Genomic DNA, 19,615 nt, shown 5'->3' on the forward strand with positions numbered 1-19,615 from the left:
CTCAGTCGCTCTCTCCCGTATGGTCGCCGGTGCCTGCACCGACCTGGTCATCACTGCTGTGTCCGGAGCCGGTCGGACCGCTCTCCTCGGTCCGTCCCCGCCGGGTCCCCGCGCTGAAGGCGTCCATCATCCGACGCGCCTGTTCGGGGCTCCGTTGGGACGCCGGTTCCGGTTCGCGCGCGGTCTCCTCCCCGTGGGCGGACCCGCCGCGAAGCTGGGGGGCGAGGTTGGTCTGCCTCCTACGTCTGGGCAGCCCGGCCCGGCCCGGCCCGGCGCCGACCCTGAGGTCGTCGGCCCCCCGTTTGGGCAGTGGCGCCGGAGCCTCCTCCGGGACCCGCTCCTCGGCTTCGCGGTCCAGGTCCGGCACCTGGCGGAGCACCGGAGCGCCCGGGGCGCGCTCGCGCGGTCCGTCCTCGGGACCGCCGTGTTCGGGGACCGACCTCAGCACGGGCCGCGCGGTCCTCGCCTCGGCGGCCAGAAGGTCCGCGGAGCCCCGGGGACCTGCTGCTTCGGGGGAGTCGGGACCGCCCGCTCCGGAGCGGGCGAGCGCCGCGACCCGGGGCCGTTCCGCCGAAGGACCGCTGATGGCGGCCACCAGGGTCCCCGGGAGGAGCACCACGGCCCGGGTGCCCCCGTACGGGGAGGGGCGCAACTGCACTCCGATGTCGTGCTTGCGGGCCAGCCTGGCCACCACGAACAGGCCGAGACGGCCGTCGGTGCCAGGGGTCATGACGTCGAACTCGGGTGCCTCGGACAGTGTGGTGTTGGCTTCGGCGAGGTCGTGCTCGGTCATCCCCAGGCCGCGGTCCTCGATCTCGACCACCACCCCCTTGGGGACGTTCTCGGCGGCGATGGTGACGTCGGTGTGGGGCGGCGAGTAGGCGGTCGCGTTCTCGACCAGCTCGGCGAGGAGATGGATGACGTCGGCGACGACCGCTCCCGCCAGTGCCAGGTCCGGGACGGCGACGAGTTCGACCCGGGCGTACTCGTCGGTCTCGGAAATGGCGCCCCTCAGGATGTCGACGAGCGGGACGGGATGGCGCCAGCGCCGTCCGGGCTGGGCCCCGCCCAGGATGATGAGGTTCTCCGCGTGGCGGCGCCCCCGGGTCGCCAGGTGGTCCAGCTGGAAGAGGCTCTCCAGCAGGTCCGGGTCCTCCTCCTCTCGCTCGACCCGGTCCAGGAGCTGGAGCTGGCGCTGCACGAGGGACTGGTTGCGGTGCGCGATCCCCAGGAAGACCCGGCTGACCCCGGCCCGGATGTCGGCCTGTTTGACCGCAGCGCCGACCGCGGTGCGCTGCGCGGTGTTGAAGGCGTCGGCGACCTGGCCGACCTCGTCGGTGCCGTGGTCGAGCTGTTTCATCTCGGTGTCCAGGTCGACGCTCTCCCCCGCCTCCAGGCGGCGCACGATCCGCGGCAGGTCGTTGCGGGCGATGCCCAGCGTCTCGGCCCTGAGCCTGGCGAGCCGGTAGGTGAGGCGGCTGGCCGAACGGGCGGCGACCCCGTAGGCGACGGTGCCGGCGAACACGGAGGTGATCCCTCCCCCGACCGCCAGGGTGAACATCCAGGAGCTGGCCGCCTCGGTGAGGTCCACGACGGCGTCCGCCTGGCCTGCGGCGGCCTCGGCCAGCCCGGCGGTGACCTCGTCCGCCGCGTCGCGCCAACCGTCGAGTCCGGCCGGCGGCGCCGGGCTCCGGGTCTGCTCTCCGGTGAGGGGGTCGGTGTTGACCGGTGCCTCGTGGTGCGTGATGGTGTCGGCGATCCCCAGGGCCTCCCGCCAGGCGTCGCTCCCGGTGAGCGGGTCCGCGGCGGGGGGTTCGCCGGTCCGCGGCGCCGTCCCGTCGACGTCCGCCTCGGTCCGCCCGCCCTCCGGGCTGCGCGAGTCGAGTCGGCGGCGCGCCTCCCCGGTCAGGGAGGCGATGTCGGCCTGCTCGGCCCTGGTGAGGCGGCGCTCGGACAGGACGGCGGTGACGAGGGCGTCGGCGTGGCCGAAGCTCTCCTGGGCCCACAGCAGGTTTCCGGCGGCGGAGGCAGCGTCCGAGGCCGGTCCGTCGTCCAGGCCCCGGACGGTCTCCGAGTAGAGGCGAATACCCTCGTGGATCGCGCCGGTGTAGGTGTCCAGGACGGCCTCGGTCCGACCGGGCTCGGCGAGGTTGTCCGTGCGCAGGTCCTCCACGTCCTCGAGGGAGCCGAAGAACGCCCGGCTGAGGGGGGCGGGCTCGTCGCCGTCCCCGTCGAGGGCCCCGCGGGTCTCCCTGACCCGGGCGAGCGCCCCGTCGGTCTCCGCCGCCGCCTCGACGAGTGCCTGGCGGGTGGCGTCACCCGGATCGGCGAGGAACTCGATACTCAGGCGGCGCTCGGCCTGGAGCGCGGTGAGCGCCCCGGCGAGCTCGGTGCCGGCCCTGCCGTCGACGACCGACGAGCGCAGGGACACGGCTTGGGCGAGCGTGGCCGCGCTGAGCACGACGAACAGCGCGAGAAAGGTGATGCTGGGGATCAGCACGATCCGGTTGAGCTGCGTCCTGATCCCGCGTCCCGCGCCCCCTGACTGACCCACTGCGCTCCTCCCACGGACTCGGCGCGGGCACCGGAGGCCACGCGTGGTGCGTGCCGGTTCCCGCGCGGGTCGTCACGGTACGCGCAAAGGGGAACACGTGTGGTGCCCGCAGGCTTTGGACGCTACCGCACTCCCCCGTCCCGTGAAGGGGGAATTCCACATTCCCCGTCGAACGGGGTGCGCATCCGGTGGTCGGGGCGCCGGAAGTCTCCGCCGAACGCACGGGGGCACGCGCCCCTGGGGCACGCGCCCCGGCCCCTCCCGGTTCGGGCGCCCCGGTCACGGGGGCGCCCGGGCTCCGGGCGGGGCGGTGCTGAGCTCGTCGGGCTACCCGGTGAAGGCCCTGCGGTGTTCGGCGGTTTCGGAGCGAAGGCGGTCGAGCTGCTCGGCGACCCGGGCGGGGGCGGTGCCGCCCCTACCCGCTCGGGAGGCCAGGGAGCCCGCCACGGCCAGGACCTCCCGGACGTCCGGGGTGAGGTGTGCGGAGATCCGCGCGAAGTCGGCGTCGGTGAGGTCGGGCAGGTCGATGCCGCGCTCCTCACACACGCGTACGCAGCTGCCGGCGATCTCGTGGGCCTCACGGAAGGGCACCCGCTCACGGACCAGCCACTCGGCGATGTCGGTGGCCAGGGAGAAGCCCTGCGGGGCCAGCTCGGCCATCCGGTCGGTGTGGAAGGTCAGGGTGGCGACCATGCCGGTCATGGCGGGCAGCAGCAGGCGCAGGCTGTCCACGGCGTCGAAGACCGGTTCCTTGTCCTCCTGGAGGTCCCGGTTGTAGGCCAGCGGGAGCCCCTTGAGGGTGGTGAGCAGACCGGTGAGGTCACCGATCAGGCGACCCGACTTGCCCCGGGCGAGCTCGGCGACGTCGGGATTCTTCTTCTGCGGCATGATCGAGGAGCCGGTGGAGAAGGCGTCGTCGAGGGTGATGAAGGAGAACTCCTTCGTGGCCCACAGGATGACCTCCTCCGACAGGCGGGACAGGTCCACACCGATCATCGCGGTCACGAAGGCGAACTCGGCGACCACGTCACGGGCGGCGGTGCCGTCGATGGAGTTCTCCGAGGAGGCCGGGAAACCGAGCTCCGCGGCGACCGCCTCGGGGTCCAGCCCCAGGGAGGAGCCGGCCAGAGCGCCGGAGCCGTAGGGGGAGACCGCGGCGCGGCGGTCCCAGTCGCGGAGCCGTTCGACGTCGCGGAGCAGCGGCCAGGCGTGTGCCATCAGCTGGTGGGCGAGCAGGACCGGCTGGGCGTGCTGGAGGTGGGTGCGGCCCGGCATGGCGGCGTCGGGGTGTGCGCCCGCCTGGTCGGCGAGGGCCTGTACGAGGTCGAGAAGCTGGTCGGCGACGGACCGGGCCTCCTCACGCAGGTACATGCGGACCAGGGTGGCGATCTGGTCGTTGCGGGAGCGCCCGGCGCGCAGCCGTCCGCCGAGCTCGGGGCCGACCCGTTCGAGAAGGCCGCGCTCCAACGCGGTGTGCACGTCCTCGTCCTCCAGCCCGGGGGTGAAGTCCCCCGAGGCCACGTCGGCCTCCAACCGGTCCAGGCCGGCGATCATGCTGTCGAGTTCGTCCCCGGTGAGCAGTCCGGCGCGGTGCAGGGCGCGGGCGTGGGCCCGCGATCCGGCGATGTCGTGGCGGGCGAGGCGCCAGTCGAAGTGGGTGCTCAGTGAGAGGCGGGCCAGGGCCTGGTCCGGTCCTCCCTCGAAGCGGCCGCCCCACAGGCGCAGGGCCTCGGGCTGGTCGGCCATCGTGGTCTCCTTCGTGGAAAGTTCGGGTGGTGCGGGACGGCGCGCCGGCCGTCAGGGGTTGCGGTCGGCCAGCCGCAGGAGTGCCGTGGCCAGGTCCTCGCCGCCTCGGGGGTCGCGGGAGATCACCAGGATGGTGTCGTCTCCGGCGATGGTGCCCAGGATGGCGTGGAAGTCGGTGTGGTCGATGGCCGAGGCCAGGTACTGCGCCGCTCCCGGAGGGGTGCGGACGATGACCATGTTGGCGGAGGCCTCCGCCGAGACGAGCAGGTCCTCGGCCAGCCGGGTGAGGCGGGCGCCGGAGACCTGTTCGAGGCTGAGGGTGTCGGGGCGGGTGCGCTGGAGGCGCTCCCCGCCCTCTCCCGGCAGCACGTAGGCGAGGTGGCCGTCCGCGGTGCGGAGTTTGACCGCACCCAACTCGTCCAGGTCCCTGGAGAGCGTGGCCTGGGTGACCTGGACCCCGGCCTCGGAGAGGCGTTTGGCCAGTTCTCCCTGGGACCGGACGTCCTCGCGGGTGAGGACGTCGGTGATGCGGGCGTGCCGGGCGGCCTTGGTCATCGGGGCCGTGGCGCTGTTGTCGTTGGTCATCGCGGTCCGGGGTCGGGTGCGTCGCTGCTTTCGAGGAGGAAGGCGAGCAGGGCCTTCTGCGCGTGGCGGCGGTTCTCGGCCTCGTCCCAGACCACGCTCCGAGGGCCGTCGATGACCCCCGCGGTGATCTCCTTGCCGCGGTAGGCGGGGAGGCAGTGCAGCACGATCGCCTCGGGGTCGGCGGCGGCCATGAGCGCCTCGTCGATGGCGTACGGGCGGAAGGGGGCCTCGCGGTCCTGCTTCTCGTCCTCCTGCCCCATGGAGACCCAGGTGTCGGTGGCCACGACGTCGGCGTCTCCGGCGGCCTCGCGGGGGTCGGTGGTGACGGTGACCGATCCGCCGGTGCTCCGGGCGATCTCGGCCGCCCGGGCGAGGACGACGGGGTCGGGGTGGTGGCTCTCCGGTGCGCCGATCCGCACGTGCATCCCGGCGGTGGCGCAGCCGAGCAGGTAGGAGTGGGACATGTTGTTGGCGCCGTCGCCCAGGTAGGCGAGGGCGAGGCCGGCCAGGGAGCCCTTGTGCTCGCGGACCGTCTGGAGGTCGGCGAGGATCTGGCACGGGTGGAACTCGTCGGTGAGCGCGTTGACCACCGGGACGTTGATGTGCCGGGCGAGGTGCTCGATGTCGGTCTGGGCGAAGGTGCGCCAGACGACGGCCGCGACCTGGCGTTCCAGGACCCTGGCGGTGTCCTCCAGGGGTTCGCCCCTGCCCATCTGGGTGCTGGTGGAGTCCAGGACCAGCGGGTTGCCGCCCAGGTCGGCCACGCCCACGGAGAACGACAGGCGGGTCCGGGTGGAGGGCTTGTCGAAGAGGAGGGCGACCGTGCGCGGTCCGGCCAGCGGCCGGTGCGCGAAGCGTTCCTTCTTCATTTCGTCGGCCCGGTCGAGGACGTGGGCCTGCTCCTGGGGCGTGAGGTCGTCGTCACGCAGGAAGTGCCGGGTCATGAGTGGTTCTCCTTCGTCGCGGCGGCCTCGGCCGCGTCCAGGACGGTCGGCAGGGCCTCGATGAACACACCGATCTGCTCGGGCGTGATGACCAGGGGCGGGGCCAGGCGGATCGCGTCGGGGGCGACGGCGTTGACGAGAAACCCGCGGACGGCGGCCTGTTCCTGGACGTGCGCGGCGTGCGGTCCGGTGAGCCGGAGTGCCCGCCAGAGCCCGCTGCCACGCTGCCCGGCGAGGAGGGGGTGGTCGATGCCGTCGATCTGTTCGGCGAGCAGGTCCCCCATCACCTCGGTGTGGGCGAGCAGGCCCTCGCTCTCGATGGTGTCGATGACGGCGAGGGCGGCGGCGCAGGCCACGGGGTTCCCGCCGAAGGTCGAGCCGTGGTCGCCCTTGTCGAAGGCGTCGGCGAACCGGCCGAAGCCGACGCAGGCTCCGATCGGCAGGCCGCCGCCCAGACCCTTGGCGAGGGTGAGGACGTCGGGGCGGATCCCCTCCGCCTGGTGGGCGAACCACTGACCGGTGCGGCCGATGCCGCTCTGGATCTCGTCCAGGACGAAGGCGGCGCCGGTCCGGTCGCACAGGGCGCGGACCCCGGCGAGGTAGCCCTCGGGCGCGGGGACGACCCCGGCCTCGCCCTGGGTCGGTTCGACGAACACCGCGACGCAGTTGTCGTCGACCGCCTCGGTGAGGGCGTCGAGGTCGCCGTGGGGCACGAAGCGCACGTCCATGCCGAATGGGCCGAAGGGTTCGCGGATGGAGTCCTTGCCGGTCAGGGCGAGGGCCCCGGCGGAGCGGCCGTGGAAGCCCTTGTCCGCGGCGACGAAGTAGTGGCGGCCGGGCCCGGCGGCGCGCTTGGCCAGTTTGAGTGCGGCCTCGTTGGCCTCGGTGCCGGAGTTGGCGAAGAAGACCTTGGCGTCGCCGCCCACCAGTTCCACGAGGCGCTCGGCCAGCTCGACCTCGCGTTCGTGCACGAAGAGGTTGCTGGTGTGGGCGAGCGTGGCCGCCTGGTGGGCGACCGCCTTGACCAGGGCGGGGTGTCCGTGTCCGAGGCTGGAGACGGCGATGCCCGCGATGAGGTCGAGGTACTGGCGGCCGTCGGCGTCGTAGACCTCGCAGCCCCGTCCGAGGCTGAGGGCGATGGGCGGGACACCGTAGTTGGGCATGAGTGAGGCGGCGAAGCGCTCCCTCAGTTCGCTGCTGGTCATCGGGAGCCTCCTGTTTGTGCTGCGGTGCTGGTGTGTGCGGGGCGCCAGGGGCGCGGGTAGTGGCCGTTCCCGGCGAGGAGTTCGGCCTCCAGTTCCTCGTCGGCGACCATGGTGCCCACGCCCTGGTCGGTGAAGACCTCGAGGAGCAGGGAGTGCGGGACACGGCCGTCGATGATGTGGGCCTGGGGGACCCCGCCCTCGACCGCGGTCAGGCAGGCTTCCATCTTGGGGAGCATGCCCGCGGACAGGGAGGGCAGGAGGGCGCGCAGCTCGTCCACGTTCAGACGGCTGATGAGTTCGGTGTTGGCCGGGTAGTCGGCGAACAGGCCCTCGACGTCGGTGAGCATGATGAGTTTGCTCGCGCCCAGGGCGACCGCGAGCGCGGACGCGGCGGTGTCGGCGTTGATGTTGTAGACGCCGCCGTCGTCGGCGCGGGCGACGCTGGAGATGACCGGGATGCGACCGTCGGCGATGAGCGCGGAGACCGCACCCGGGTTGACCCCGCTGACCTCGCCGACCCGTCCGATGTCGACGGTCTCGCCGTCCACCTGCACACGCTTGCGTTCGGCGTGGAGGAGGTTGGCGTCCTCGCCGGACATGCCGACCGCGAAGGGTCCGTGCTGGTTGACCAGCCCCACGATCTCGCGGTTGACCTGGCCGGTGAGGACCATCCGGACGATGTCCATGGCCTCGTCGGTGGTCACCCGCAGGCCGGCGGTGAAGGTCGATTCCACTCCGGAGCGGTCCAGCATCGCGCTGATCTGCGGTCCGCCGCCGTGGACGACGACGGGGCGCAGGCCCGCGTAGTGGAGGAAGACGATCGACTCCGCGAAGCGGACCCGCAACTCCTCGCTGACCATGGCGTTGCCGCCGTACTTGACGACGACCGTGCGGCCGTGGAAGCGGGAGAGCCAGGGCAGCGCCTCGATGAGGTTGGCCGCCTTGCCCATGGCCTGGGCCTGATCCTGGGTGGGATCGTCGGGGATACGGGAGTTCATGAAGTTGCCTGCTTGTCCTCGGGTGGCCTCTGGTCTTCGGGGGCGGGGGCGTCCTCCGGCTCGGGGGTGTCCGCCTCCAGTTGGGCGGCGAGTTCCTCGCACACCCGGGCGAGCAGGTCGGCGACGGCCTCCTCGTCCGGGGCGGTCCCTTCCCCCCGGGCGGCCTGGGCCGCGCCGCTGGCCATGAGCAGGACGGTGTCGTTGGTGCCGGTCAGCGGAGCGAAGGTCCTGGCGGCCGTGTCCGCGACCAGGCGCTGGCACTGTTCGCTGCTCAGGGCGGCGTCGGTGGTCAGGACGCACAGGAGTGCGCCGAGGGAGTCGTCCGGGCCCTTGGCCATACCGCCGACGGTGATGTCCTCGCCGCGCCGGAAGGCGAACTTGGCGACGGTGTCCCCGGTCCGGATGGCGTCGGCGGCGGGGAGCCCGCCGCCCCGGCCCGCCTCGGCGAGCGCGGCGCTCACCCCGGTGTTCAGTGCGTCCGTCGGCAGGTTCGCGCCGACGGGGCCGGCGGAGCACAGCACGATCTCGGCCGCGGAGTCGGCCAGCAGGTCGGCCGCGTGTTCGGCCTCGGCGTGGGCCGCCTGGAAGCCGAGTGGTCCGGTGCCCGCGTTGGCGCAGCCGGAGTTGAGGACGGCCGCGCGTACGCGTCCGCCCGAGACGACCTGTTGGGACCACAGGACCGGTGCGGCCCGGTCGGGGTGATCGGTGAAGACCGCTCCGGCCGTGCGGAGGGGGCCGTCGTTGACGACGACGGCGACGTCTCGGGCGCGGTCGGCCCTGATTCCGGCACTCACGCCCGCGGCGCGGAACCCTTGTGGTGCGGTGACACTCACGTCGGAGCCTCTCCCCTGTCAGCTTTCTCTAGGGCGCGACCGCGGCGAGCGGGAGGCCGGTGTCCTCGGGCAGGCCCAGGGCGATGTTGGTGCTCTGGATCGCGCCGCCCGCGGTGCCCTTGGTGAGGTTGTCCAGGGCGGCGACGGCGACCATACGGCCCGCGTCGGCGTCCACGGTGACCTGCACGAGGGTGGTGTTGGCGGCGACCGTCATGGCGGTGCTGGGCCAGGTGCCCTCGGGGAGGAGGTGGACGAAGGGTTCGTCGGCGTAGGCGGTCTCGTAGGCCGCGCGGACCTGGTCGGCGCTGGTCCCCGGTTTGAGGGGCGCGGTGCAGGTGGCGAGGATGCCGCGGGGCAGGGGGGCCAGGACCGGGGTGAAGGAGAGCCGGACCGGTTCGCCGGTGACGGCGGTGAGGTTCTGGACGATCTCCGGGTTGTGCCGGTGCGCTCCGCCGACCCCGTAGGGGCTGAGTGCGCCCATGACCTCGCTGCCGACCAGGTTCGGTTTGGGGGCCTTGCCCGCGCCGGAGGTCCCGGTGACGGCGACCACGGTGAGATCGGTCTCGACGAGTTGCTGGGCCAGTCCGGGGAGGAGGCCGAGGGTGGCGACGGTGACGTGGCAGCCGGGGACGGCGATCCGGCGGGCGCCGGCGAGGCGCTCCCGCTGCCCGGGGAGTTCCGGGAGGCCGTAGGGCCAGGTTCCGGCGTGGGGTGTGCCGTAGAAGCGTTCCCAGGCGGCGGCGTCGTTGAGCCGGAAGTCGGCGCCGCAGTCGACGACGAGAACATCCTCTCCCAGCTGCTGGGCGATGTCGGCGGACTGTCCGTGCGGAAGGGCGAGGAAGACGACGTCGTGTCCGCGGAGCTCCTCGACGTCGGTGGGGGCGAGGATCCGGTCGGCCAGCGGCAGCAGGTGCGGCTGGTGCTGGATGAGGGGCGTCCCCGCGTTGCTTCCGGCGGTGACGGCGCCGATCTCGATCTCCGGGTGCCCGAGGAGCAGGCGCAGCAGCTCGCCTCCGGCGTAGCCGCTGGCTCCGGCGATGGCCGCTGTGTATCCCATGGTGAGATCCTCTCTTCCCGCTTGGACTGAACCATCATGCATGGCTCTGCAAGTTTATGCAAGCAGGGGCGGCCAATCCCACGGAACGGTCGACCGGAGTACGGCAGGAAGCGGAGGAAGCCCCGGCGGTGTCAGTTGCCCGGCATCCGGGTGGCCAGGTCGGCCAGGCGGGAGGTGTGCCCCTTGCCCTCGGTCCTGGACTCGCGGCGGTCGGCCGTACGGTAGAGGCCGCGCACGACCTGTGTGCCCATCCAGCGCAGCGGTTCGGGTTCCCAGCCGCGCACCTCGTGTCCGACCCACGGCAACCGGGTCAGATCGGTGCTGCGACCCAGGACGAGGTCGCGCAGGGTACGCCCGGCCAGGTTGCTGGTGGCGACCCCGCTGCCCGCGTAACCGCCGGCCCAGCCCAGGCCGGACTCGGCGTCCAGGTTCACGGTGGGGGACCAGTCCCTGGGGACCCCGAGCACCCCGGACCAGGCGTGCTCGATCGGCACGTCCACGAGGTCGGGGAACATCCGGGTCAGGGACCGCCAGAGTCCGGCGATGGCCTGGGGCTGGGTGGCGCCCTCGTTGTCCTCGGAGAAGCCGATGCGCTGGGGCCCGCTCCGACCGCCGATGGCGATGCGGTCGTCCGCGGTGCGCTGGGCGTAGACGTAGGAGTGCGCGGTGTCGCCCAGGACCTCGCGCCCCTCCCAGCCGATGCCCTCCCACAGTTCGGCGGAGATCGGCTCGGTGACGATCATCGAGGAGTACATGGGGCGCCACCGGCGGCGCTGGCCGCGCAGGGTCGAGGTGAAGCCCTCGGTGGCCCGGACCACGTGGTCGGCGTGGACCGTGCCGTGTTCGGTGACCACGGCCGGGCGTTCGGAGCCCGACCGGGGCCGGATCTCGGTCACGGCGGTGTCCTCGAAGATCTCCACACCCATCACCTCGACCACTCCGGCCAGGCCGGTGACCAGTTTGGCCGGGTGGACGCGCGCGGCGTGCGGCGAGTACCCGGAGGCCACGGCCCCGTTCACGGAGAGCCGGGGCTCGTGGTCGGGGCCCACCATGTGGATGTCGTCGGGCCAGTACCCCCACTCCTGGAGGTACTCGATCTGCCGTTCGAGCCGCTCGTGCTGGGCTGCGTTCGCGGCGACCAGGCGCATACCGCCCTTGACGATGTCGGCGTCGATCCCCTCGGCCCCGGCGACCGTGACCACCTCGTCCACGGTGGCCATCAGCGCGCGCTGCAGGGCGACCATGGCCGCCTTGCCGTGTGACCGTGCGTAGTCCTCCCGGGAGCCCGAGAAGTCAGCCGACAACCACCCTCCGTTACGACCGGAGGCGCCGAAGCCGGCGAACTCCCGCTCGAGGACGGCCACCCTCAGGTCCGGCTGGTCCTTCTTGAGGTAGTAGGCGGTCCAGAGACCGGTGTAACCGGCGCCGACGATGCAGACGTCGTAGTCGGCACCGCCGGGAAGGGGGGCCCTGCGCTCGGGGAGGCCTCCCTCGCGGAACCAGAAGGAGACCCCGCCGTTGGCGAAACGCGAGGATCGGGGAATCGGCCTCATCTGGGCAGCAGTGGTGAACAGCCTCATCATTCCCCCCGGAACCTCATGCCCCCGACCCACCCCGCGTTGGGCCCTCGACCTCTGGCCAACCTACATGGGAACGAAGGCACGTGGGATGTTTTCTACGCATTCGCGAGGATCATCGCCCCCAGGAGGTAGGGATTCGACTACGCACAGTTCCATCCTGGAGCTCCGGTCAGCCGCGAGAGCTGTCACGGAGCGTACGCGCGATGGTGGCGAGTTGTCGAACCCCTCCCTCTCCGAGAGGGGCGAGAACGTGCTCTCGCAGCCGTTCGACGTGGCGGTCCCTGGCCGTGCCGATGAAATCGAGCCCCTTCTCGGTGAGGGTGGCGTAGACGACGCGGCGGTCGTTGGAACAGTTGTGCCGCTCCAGGTAGCCCTCCTTCTCCAGACGGTCCGCCAGCTTGGTGAACCCTCCCGTACTGAGGCTGACCTCCCGGGCGAGGCGGCTCATCGGCAGCTGGTGGTCCGGGGTGCGCTGGAGACGGATGAGGACCTCGAACCACGGGCCCGCCATGTCCTTGCCGTCGGGGGTGATCCCGTACAGCAGCCGGGGCTGTATCTCGTTCATCGCCTCGTGCACCAGGCCCCAGGCCGTGATCAGGTCGTCGTCGCTGGGCCCGGCGCCCTCGTCTGAGCGCTCCTCGATCCCGCCCGGCCGTGTGGTCATAGCCTGCCCCCTGTCGTGCCCTCGGGGGAGGCATCCCGCCCCCGAAGAAGTATCTTCCCAGTAAATATTACTCTAAGGTAGCGATTTTTGACAGAGGTTTCCCGGGGGAACGAAAAAACCCACCGCCGCACACGGCAACGGTGGGACCCACAAGGGCTTCTCGGACGGGGCCCGGACGGCTTCCGGGCCCCCGTCCTCAGTGACGGGCCATCACGGCGTCCAGGGCCGCCGACAGGGTGGACACCAGATGGTCGATCTGCTCCCAGGTGACGATCAGGGGCGGCGAGACCAGCAGGGCCTTGGGAACGGGCCGGACGATGACCCCGCGCGTCCGGGCCTCCGCGAAGACCTCGGCCGTGGTGATCCCCCGTCCCGTGAGGGCCTCCTCGGTGAGCTCCACCGCGCCCATCACCCCCACCCCGGAACGGACCTCGGCGACCAGCGGGTGGCCGGCCAGGCCCTGCAGCGCCGAGTCCAGGTGGGTCTCCACCTCGCGGGAGACGGTGAACAGGTCCTCGCGCTCCAGGATGTCCAGGTTGGCCATGGCCGCCGCACAGGCCGTCGGGTGTCCCGCGTAGGTGGTCCCGTGCAGGAACGGGTTGCCCGCCTCGTTCCAGAACGGGTCGGCCACCCGGCCGCTGACCACGACACCGCCCAGCGGCAGGTATCCGCTGGAAACGCCCTTGGCGAAGACGATCATGTCCGGGTTCACCCCGAACCGCTCGATCCCGAACCAGTTCCCCATCCGGGCGAAACCACAGATCACACTGTCCACGATGAACAGCACGCCGTACTTCTGACAGATGCGCGCCACGTCCGTGAAGTAGTTCTCCGGCGGAAGGAACACGCCGCCCGCACCGATCACCGGCTCGGCGAAGAAGGCGGCGACCCGGTCCGCGCCGACCCGCAGGATCTCCGCCTCCAGCGCAGCGGCGGAGTCGTGCGGCACCACGGAGGTGTCCTCGATGAGCTTGCCGTAACCGGTACGGAAGCGCTCCATCCCGATGATGCTGGTCCCGAACCCGTTGAGGCCGTGGTAGCCCCCGGTCCGACTGATCAGGTGCTGGCGACCGGGCTGTCCCTGGGTGACCCAGTAGCTGCGGGCGAGCTTGGCGGCCGTGTCGATCGACTCGCCGCCCCCGCAGGTGAGGATGACACGCGGGTCCTGGACCGGCGCGTGCGCGGCCAGGCGCTCGCTGAGCTCCATGGCGGGTACGTTCGCGAAGTCCCCGTAGACGGTGTAGGCGTCCAGGGTGCTCATCTGACGGTGGACCGCGTCCGCGATCTCGGCGCGGCCGTGGCCGACGTTGCAGTACCAGAGGCTGGCCGTACCGTCGAGGTAGCGGTCACCGAACTGGTCCCAGAGCCACGCACCCTCGGCGCGGGCCACCACGAACTCCGGGCCCTTGGCCACGGTGTTCATATCGCAGAAGGTATGCCAAAGACGGCTGGGCTCCCGGTGTTCCTTGGGAGTGAGCGCGGACGAGACAACCGTTTCGGTCATATGGCGACCTCCGAGCCGTGACATGCGCGAGAGCGCGCAGCGGAAAACGGATCTGACCCTCACCCGGGCGCCCAGGTTGTGGCAGCTAACTGCAGGCTAAGTTCTAGGGACGCTCCGCAGCAAGAGCCAAAACGAGCTTTCATGCCCCGAAACCCAAACTTCATTCCGGCTACCCTCGGCTCTTCGCACCAAAACCCCTACTGCGCTGGAAAGACAGCCCGATAATTTTCTTGGAATCCGGGACCCGAGACCCACTGTTTCGCAACACACCGGGCTCTGCGGAGGCTTCCGGGCCAGGGTGGGCGGCTCCCGGGACATCCTCCCGACACACGGTGGCGGGGCGGGCCTCCTCCGGAGAAGAAACCCGCCCCGCCACCGTGTCAACAGTGTGTTTCCCGGGCTAGCCGCGCAGGACCGCGCCCGTCCGTTCGGTGGCCAGGGCCACGGCGGCGTCACGGGCGGCACCGGCCTCCTCCGCCGTCAGCGTCCGGTCACCGGCACGGAACCGCAGGGCGAAGGCGACGGATTTGCGCCCCTCCCCGACCTGCTCGCCGGTGTAGACGTCGAACAGCCGCACGCTCTCCAACAGCTCCCCGGCGCCCTCCGCCAGGGCCGCGCTGACCTCGCCGACCGGGACCGAGGCGTCGACGACCAGGGCCACGTCCTGGGTGGCCACCGGGTAGGCGGACACCTCGGGGGCGGTGACCTTGGTGCGTGCCCGCTCGACCAGGTCGAGGTCGAACTCCGCCGCGGCGCTGCGCTCGGGCAGCCCGAAGGCCTTGACCGTGCGCGGATGCAGTTCACCGGCGTGTCCGACCAGGACGCGCTCGCCCTCCACCCGCACGAACAGCGCCGCGCAGCGACCCGGATGCCAGGGGGCGTACTGGGCGGCCTCGACCTCCAGGTCCACCCCGGCCACCCGGGCGACGTCACGGACGGCCTGGATCGCGTCGGCCCATCCGGCCTCCCGGCCCGGACCCCACCAGCCCGCGTGCTCGGCGGCACCGGAGAGCACAACACCCACGCGGCGCGGCTGCTCCGGCAGGGCGGCGTCGACCAGCTCCAGTTCTTCGGCGCTGGGACCGCGGTCCACCGGCAGCAGCGGGGCCCGACCGGCCCCGGCCCTGGGCAGGTAGACCAGACCCATCTCGAAGAGGGCGACGTCGTTGAGGCCGCGGCCGACGTTGCGCGCCAGGGCCTGGAACATCCCCGGCAGCAGCGTGGTGCGCAGCAGCGGCTCCTCGTCGTTGAGCGGGTTGGCCAGACGCATGCTGACCCGGCGCGGGTCGTCGGCCGCCAACTGGAGCCCGTCGAGGTCGCGCTCACCCAGGAAGGGGTAGGTGAGCACTTCGTTGTGGCCGCTCGCGGCCAGAGTCCGGCCCACGGCCCGGCGCAGGCGCTGGCTCCCGGTCAGGCCGCGGCCGAAGCCCTTGAACCCGATCGAGGGGATGTTCTCGTACCCCTCCAGCCGGATGACCTCCTCGGCGAGGTCGTTGGGGTCGGTCAGGTCCGGCCGCCAGGACGGCGGGGTCACCGTGAGAACGTCACCGTCGGCCTCGAAGGAGCAGCCGACGGCGCGCAGCCACCGCTCGGTGGTGCCCTCGGGGTAGTCGACCCCGGCGACAGCACCGGCGTGACCGGTGCGGATCGTGATCCTGGTCGGCTCCACCGGAAGACTGACGTCGGTGTAGGCCGTCTCGACGTCCGCCCCGCCCAGTTCGGCGAGCAGCTCCACCGCGCGGGTGGCGGCCGCCAACTGCGCCCGGGAGTCGATCCCCCGCTCGAAACGGCGGGAAGCCTCCGAGGAGAGCTGGTGGCGGCGCGAGGCCCGGGCGATGTGCCGGGGATCGAAGTGCGCCGCCTCCACCAGCACGGCGTTGGAGGACAGACCGATCTCGGTGTCCAGGCCGCCCATCACACCGGCGACCGCCTGGGAGCCGGTCTCGTCGGCGATGACGATGTCGTCGGGGTCCAGGGAGCGCTGGACGTGGTCCAGGGTCTCCAGTTTCTCGCCCGCCTCGGCGGCGCGCACGGTGAGGGTTCCGGTGAGGCGGTCGCGGTCCCAGGCGTGCAGCGGCTGGCCGAGTTCGAGCATCACGTAGTTGGTGACGTCGACGGCCAGGGAGACGGGGCGCACCCCGCTCTGGTGCAGGCGGCGCTTCATCCACAACGGGGTGGGCGCCTCGGGATCGAACCCGGTGGCGCCGCGCAGCACGATCCGGTCCGCCAGGGCGGGGTCGGCGATGGCGGCGGGGTGGCCGGGGCCGGCCGGTTCGGCGACGTCGACCTCGGCGGGGTCGCGGAAGTCGACCTGGTACAGGGCCGCGGTGTCGCGGGCCACGCCGCGCATGGACAGCGCGTAGCCGCGGTCGGGGGTGACCGCGATGTCGAGCACGTCCTCGCGCAGGCCGAGCGCCCCGATCGCGTCCGTGCCGACCTCACCGAAGCCCTCGGGCAGGACGACGATGCCGGTGTGGTCCTCCCACAGGCCGAGTTCGGTGGCCGAGCAGATCATGCCGGCCGACATCTTCCCGTAGGTCTTGCGGGCGCCGATCCGGAACCCGCCGGGCAGCTCGGCCCCGGGCAGGGAGACGACGACCAGGTCGCCCTCGGCGAAGTTGCGGGCTCCGCAGACGATCTCCTGCGGTTCGCCGGTGCCGTTGGCCTGTCCGACGTCGACCCTGCAGTAGCGGATGGGCTTCTTGAACCCCGTGAGCTCCTCGATCTCCAGCACCCGGCCGAAGACGACGGGTCCGGTCAGGTCGGCGCCGAGCTCGTCGACGGTCTCGACCTCCAGACCCGCCAGGGTCAGGCGGGAGGCCAGCTCGCGGGCGGTGACGTCGGCGGGGAGCTCGACGTACTCGCGCAGCCAGGTCATGGGAACACGCATCAGATCTCACTCCCGAAGGCCGAGGTGAAGCGCACGTCACCCTCGACCATGTCGCGCATGTCGCGCACGCCGTGCGCGAACATCAGTGTTCGTTCGATTCCCAGGCCGAAGGCCCAGCCGCTGTAGACCTCGGTGTCCACGCCCGCAGCGGTCAGCACTCGCGGGTTGACCACACCGCAGCCGCCGATCTCGATCCAGCCCTCGCTGGAGCAGGTGCGGCACGACTCGTCGGGGTTGCCCACCGACCTGCCGTGGCACACGAAGCACTCCATGTCCACCTCGGCGGAGGGCTCGGTGAACGGGAAGTAGGAGGCGCGGAACCGGGTCCGCAGGGCCTCGCCGAAGAAGGACTCGACGAAGGTGTCGATGGCGCCGCGCAGGTGGGCCATGGTGATGCCCCTGTCCACGACCAGGCCCTCCAGCTGATGGAAGACCGGGGTGTGGGTGGCGTCGAGCTCGTCGGTACGGAAGGTCTTGCCGGGCGCGACCACGTACACCGGGAGCTCCCGCGAGAGCAGCGCGCGGACCTGCACCGGGGAGGTGTGGGTCCGCATGACCAGGCCGGACTCACCGCCCTCGGGGCCCTCCACGAAGAAGGTGTCCTGCATGGTGCGGGCCGGGTGGTCGGGCTGGAAGTTGAGCGCGTCGAAGTTGAACCACTCCGCCTCGACCTCGGGCCCCTCCGCCACCTCGAAGCCCATTCCGACGAACACGTCGGCCATACGTTCGGCGATCGTGGTCAGGGGGTGGCGGGCGCCGCGGGGAGCGCGATCCCAGGGGAGGGTGACGTCGACGCGCTCCTCCACCAGGACACGCTCATCGCGCTCGGCCTCCAGGACCGCCTGGCGGGCCTTGAGCGCCTGCCCGACGTCGCGCCGGGCTCCGCCGACACGCTTGCCGGCATCGGCCTTGGCGGCCGGGGGCAGTGCGCCGATCTCCCGGTTGGCCAGGGCCAGCGGGGAGCGGTCCGAGGCGTGCGCGAGCCGGACCTCCTTGAGTTCGGCGAGGTCGGCGGCGGCCTCGATGGCGGCCAGCGCCTCCTCGCGCATGCGGGCGACCTCGTCGGGGTGCAGGGGGGTCACCTCGACCGGATCGAAGGAATTGTTCGGTGCAGACATGGTTGGTTGCCTCGCCGCCACCACTCCCCGATCAGGGGTGCGGGACGGCAGTCACGGTCCGCCACAGGGCGGACGAAGCCGACAGGAAAAGCACAGGCGGTTTTCGGGCAGCCCGGGAAGGGTCCGTCGCGGGGTCCGGGACATGCCGCGTGCAGCCCGCCGGGGAGGCCGAGGGTTCTGAGGGCTCAGACGAACTCGGGGGTCCCGGCGGGCATGGTAAATCGGAACTCGGCGCCGCCGTTGGGGGCGCGTCCGACGGTGATCGTGCCGCCGTGGGCCTCGACGAGGCCCTTGACGATGAACAGTCCGAGGCCGGTTCCGCCACGGCGCTTGCTGCGCCAGAACTGGCGGAAGACGCGCGGAATGGTCTCGGGTGCTATGCCCTGGCCTTCGTCGCGCACCGACACCGCTGCTCCTCCTTCACACGGCTCGATCACGATACTGACAGTACCAGCGCCGTGCCGCACCCCGTTTTCCACGAGGTTGACGAGGATCTGTTCGAGTTTGTCGGCGTCCAGCCACATCTGGGGGAGCTCGCCGTGGGCTTCGACCCGGAAACGCTCCTCGGCCTCGCCGGAGGCGACGCGGCTGGCGACGACGCGGCGCACCATGGCGGGCAGGTCGACGACCTGGCGGCGTACCTCCAGCCGCCCGGACTCGATTCGGGAGACGTCCAGCAGGTCGTGGATGAGCCGGGTGACGCGGTCGGCGTCGGCATTGACCGTTTCCAGCATGAACAGCTTCTGCTTGTCGGAAAGCCGCTCCCACTTGTTGAGCAGGGTGGAGGTGAAGCCCTTCACACTGGTCAGCGGGGAGCGCAGCTCGTGGGCGACTTCGGAGACGAGATCGGCCCGGGAGCGCTCGGCCCGTGCGGAGGCGTCCCTGAGGGTGACGACGAGGCGGACGAGCGCACCCCCGGGCCGGGCCCGCACGTAACGGGCGGCGACGAGGATCTCGCGTTCGTCCGGCAGGCAGAGCACCCGTTCGGGCTGGCGGGTGCGATCCCGGTCGCCGCCGTAGGGGTCGCTGGACTCCCACCAGTCGTTGCCGTCGAGTCCGTTGAGGGGCAGTACGGCACGGTAGTCGCGGCCGAGCGCCGACTCGGCCGGGACCCCGGTGAGCTGGGCGGCCTGGACGTTGAAAAGGACGACCCGGCCCCTGGCGTCCGCGACGACCACCCCGTCGGGCAGGTCGTCGGCGTGCAGGGAGGGGCCGGCCCCCCCGGCGAGGGCGGAGTCGACGTCCCAGAGGGCGGGTGCGGGGCCGTGCTGGCCCCCGGACCGGCTCTCCGGCTCCGTGGTCCTGTCCCGTCCGGCGGAGTCGTCGGCGGTGGGTTCGACCTCGGGAACGGGGGTTCGTGAGGGTTGCGCCGCCGCACCGTCGGAGTCCTCCGCCGGTTGGCCCACCTGCCGGCCGCTGCCCACGCCTCTCCCCGCTCCCCTCCGAAGGTCCGCGACCACAGGACTCCTGGGTCGGGATCGCTGACCGGTGATGTCCGTCGTACCTCTCCCCCGAACACCACCGCAGACCTACCCTGCACTCCCACCTGGTACGCCTGATGACCCGGGATACGGCGGCGCGGGCGGAGCCGGGCTGACCGGCACCACCGCACCGTCATCGGCCCGAAGGCGCCGCCCCGGTCTGCCCGCGTCCGGTCCGGGAGCACCGTGTGCTCACACCCTGTCGCCAAGCCTGCCGGGGCACCACGGCCCTGCGCACCGCCCTACCCGTGACACGGGTCGGGTGAGGGCGCCCACGCCGGATCCGCATGAACCGCGGTGGTACGGTCCGACCCTATCGACACTCGAAGCCCGTGCACGTGCATTTCGGATGGTTGAGACAACCTGTTACCGAGCGTGTACACCCCCCACGGCCCGACCTGGGCCGAGAGAAAAATAATCACTGAGAGTGATTGCCTCCAGGGTGCCCACGACATG

At 71.7% G+C, this 19,615-nt stretch carries 14 protein-coding genes; all 14 read right to left on the reverse strand.

Going from position 1 to position 19,615, the window contains the following annotated elements; translation table 11 throughout:
- Position 1 precedes the first annotated feature (1 nt).
- A complete protein-coding gene (locus ACUKCB_RS11755; RefSeq protein WP_473040542.1) occupies positions 2 to 2,554 on the reverse strand; it encodes a sensor histidine kinase in 2,553 nt (850 codons plus the stop codon).
- 327 nt (positions 2,555 to 2,881) lie between these two features.
- Positions 2,882 to 4,300 carry an argininosuccinate lyase gene (gene argH, locus ACUKCB_RS11760; RefSeq protein ID WP_473040543.1) on the reverse strand — a complete coding sequence of 473 codons (1,419 nt, stop codon included), beginning with the start codon at positions 4,298 to 4,300 and terminating at the stop codon, positions 2,882 to 2,884.
- 51 nt (positions 4,301 to 4,351) lie between these two features.
- Positions 4,352 to 4,885 (reverse strand): arginine repressor, encoded by a 534-nt coding sequence (locus tag ACUKCB_RS11765; protein WP_473040544.1) that lies wholly within the window; start codon positions 4,883 to 4,885, stop codon positions 4,352 to 4,354.
- Positions 4,882 to 5,829, reverse strand: a complete 948-nt coding sequence (gene argF, locus ACUKCB_RS11770) for an ornithine carbamoyltransferase (RefSeq protein WP_473040545.1) — start codon at positions 5,827 to 5,829, stop codon at positions 4,882 to 4,884. The genes ACUKCB_RS11765 and argF overlap by 4 nt, the downstream gene beginning before the upstream one ends.
- Entirely contained in the window at positions 5,826 to 7,034 is a 1,209-nt protein-coding gene (locus ACUKCB_RS11775; RefSeq protein WP_473040546.1) for an acetylornithine transaminase, read from the reverse strand. The genes argF and ACUKCB_RS11775 overlap by 4 nt, the downstream gene beginning before the upstream one ends.
- Positions 7,031 to 8,032: an acetylglutamate kinase gene (gene argB / locus ACUKCB_RS11780; protein WP_473040547.1), complete on the reverse strand. Its 1,002-nt coding sequence runs from the start codon at positions 8,030 to 8,032 to the stop codon at positions 7,031 to 7,033. Before argB ends, ACUKCB_RS11775 begins: the two co-directional genes overlap by 4 nt.
- Complete coding sequence (locus ACUKCB_RS11785) at positions 8,029 to 8,865, reverse strand: bifunctional ornithine acetyltransferase/N-acetylglutamate synthase (protein ID WP_473040548.1); 837 nt, start codon at positions 8,863 to 8,865, stop codon at positions 8,029 to 8,031. The genes argB and ACUKCB_RS11785 overlap by 4 nt, the downstream gene beginning before the upstream one ends.
- A 28-nt stretch (positions 8,866 to 8,893) precedes the next feature.
- Complete coding sequence (argC, locus tag ACUKCB_RS11790; protein ID WP_473040549.1) at positions 8,894 to 9,922, reverse strand: N-acetyl-gamma-glutamyl-phosphate reductase; 1,029 nt, start codon at positions 9,920 to 9,922, stop codon at positions 8,894 to 8,896.
- 131 nt (positions 9,923 to 10,053) lie between these two features.
- Positions 10,054 to 11,475 (reverse strand): NAD(P)/FAD-dependent oxidoreductase, encoded by a 1,422-nt coding sequence (locus tag ACUKCB_RS11795; protein WP_473040550.1) that lies wholly within the window; start codon positions 11,473 to 11,475, stop codon positions 10,054 to 10,056.
- Between the two features lie 196 nt (positions 11,476 to 11,671).
- Positions 11,672 to 12,166 (reverse strand): MarR family winged helix-turn-helix transcriptional regulator, encoded by a 495-nt coding sequence (locus tag ACUKCB_RS11800; RefSeq protein WP_473040551.1) that lies wholly within the window; start codon positions 12,164 to 12,166, stop codon positions 11,672 to 11,674.
- Positions 12,167 to 12,362: 196 nt separating this feature from the next.
- Entirely contained in the window at positions 12,363 to 13,589 is a 1,227-nt protein-coding gene (locus ACUKCB_RS11805; RefSeq protein ID WP_473040552.1) for an aminotransferase family protein, read from the reverse strand.
- Between the two features lie 481 nt (positions 13,590 to 14,070).
- Positions 14,071 to 16,560: a phenylalanine--tRNA ligase subunit beta gene (gene pheT / locus ACUKCB_RS11810; RefSeq protein WP_473040553.1), complete on the reverse strand. Its 2,490-nt coding sequence runs from the start codon at positions 16,558 to 16,560 to the stop codon at positions 14,071 to 14,073.
- Positions 16,560 to 17,678: a phenylalanine--tRNA ligase subunit alpha gene (gene pheS, locus ACUKCB_RS11815; protein WP_473040554.1), complete on the reverse strand. Its 1,119-nt coding sequence runs from the start codon at positions 17,676 to 17,678 to the stop codon at positions 16,560 to 16,562. The genes pheT and pheS overlap by 1 nt, the downstream gene beginning before the upstream one ends.
- Before the next feature lie 185 nt (positions 17,679 to 17,863).
- Positions 17,864 to 19,102 carry a sensor histidine kinase gene (locus tag ACUKCB_RS11820; RefSeq protein WP_473040555.1) on the reverse strand — a complete coding sequence of 413 codons (1,239 nt, stop codon included), beginning with the start codon at positions 19,100 to 19,102 and terminating at the stop codon, positions 17,864 to 17,866.
- Positions 19,103 to 19,615 lie beyond the last annotated feature (513 nt).

It is taken from the genome of Nocardiopsis moroccensis, from assembly GCF_055763695.1.

Coding starts and splice junctions, on each gene's coding strand:
- argH (WP_473040543.1), bottom strand. CDS start 4,300: ATGGCCGACCAGCCCGAGGCCCTGCGCCTGTGGGGCGGCCGCTTCGAG.
- ACUKCB_RS11765 (WP_473040544.1), bottom strand. CDS start 4,885: ATGACCAACGACAACAGCGCCACGGCCCCGATGACCAAGGCCGCCCGG.
- argF (WP_473040545.1), bottom strand. CDS start 5,829: ATGACCCGGCACTTCCTGCGTGACGACGACCTCACGCCCCAGGAGCAG.
- ACUKCB_RS11775 (WP_473040546.1), bottom strand. CDS start 7,034: ATGACCAGCAGCGAACTGAGGGAGCGCTTCGCCGCCTCACTCATGCCC.
- argB (WP_473040547.1), bottom strand. CDS start 8,032: ATGAACTCCCGTATCCCCGACGATCCCACCCAGGATCAGGCCCAGGCC.
- argC (WP_473040549.1), bottom strand. CDS start 9,922: ATGGGATACACAGCGGCCATCGCCGGAGCCAGCGGCTACGCCGGAGGC.
- ACUKCB_RS11795 (WP_473040550.1), bottom strand. CDS start 11,475: ATGAGGCCGATTCCCCGATCCTCGCGTTTCGCCAACGGCGGGGTCTCC.
- ACUKCB_RS11800 (WP_473040551.1), bottom strand. CDS start 12,166: ATGACCACACGGCCGGGCGGGATCGAGGAGCGCTCAGACGAGGGCGCC.
- ACUKCB_RS11805 (WP_473040552.1), bottom strand. CDS start 13,589: ATGAACACCGTGGCCAAGGGCCCGGAGTTCGTGGTGGCCCGCGCCGAG.
- pheT (WP_473040553.1), bottom strand. CDS start 16,560: ATGCGTGTTCCCATGACCTGGCTGCGCGAGTACGTCGAGCTCCCCGCC.
- pheS (WP_473040554.1), bottom strand. CDS start 17,678: ATGTCTGCACCGAACAATTCCTTCGATCCGGTCGAGGTGACCCCCCTG.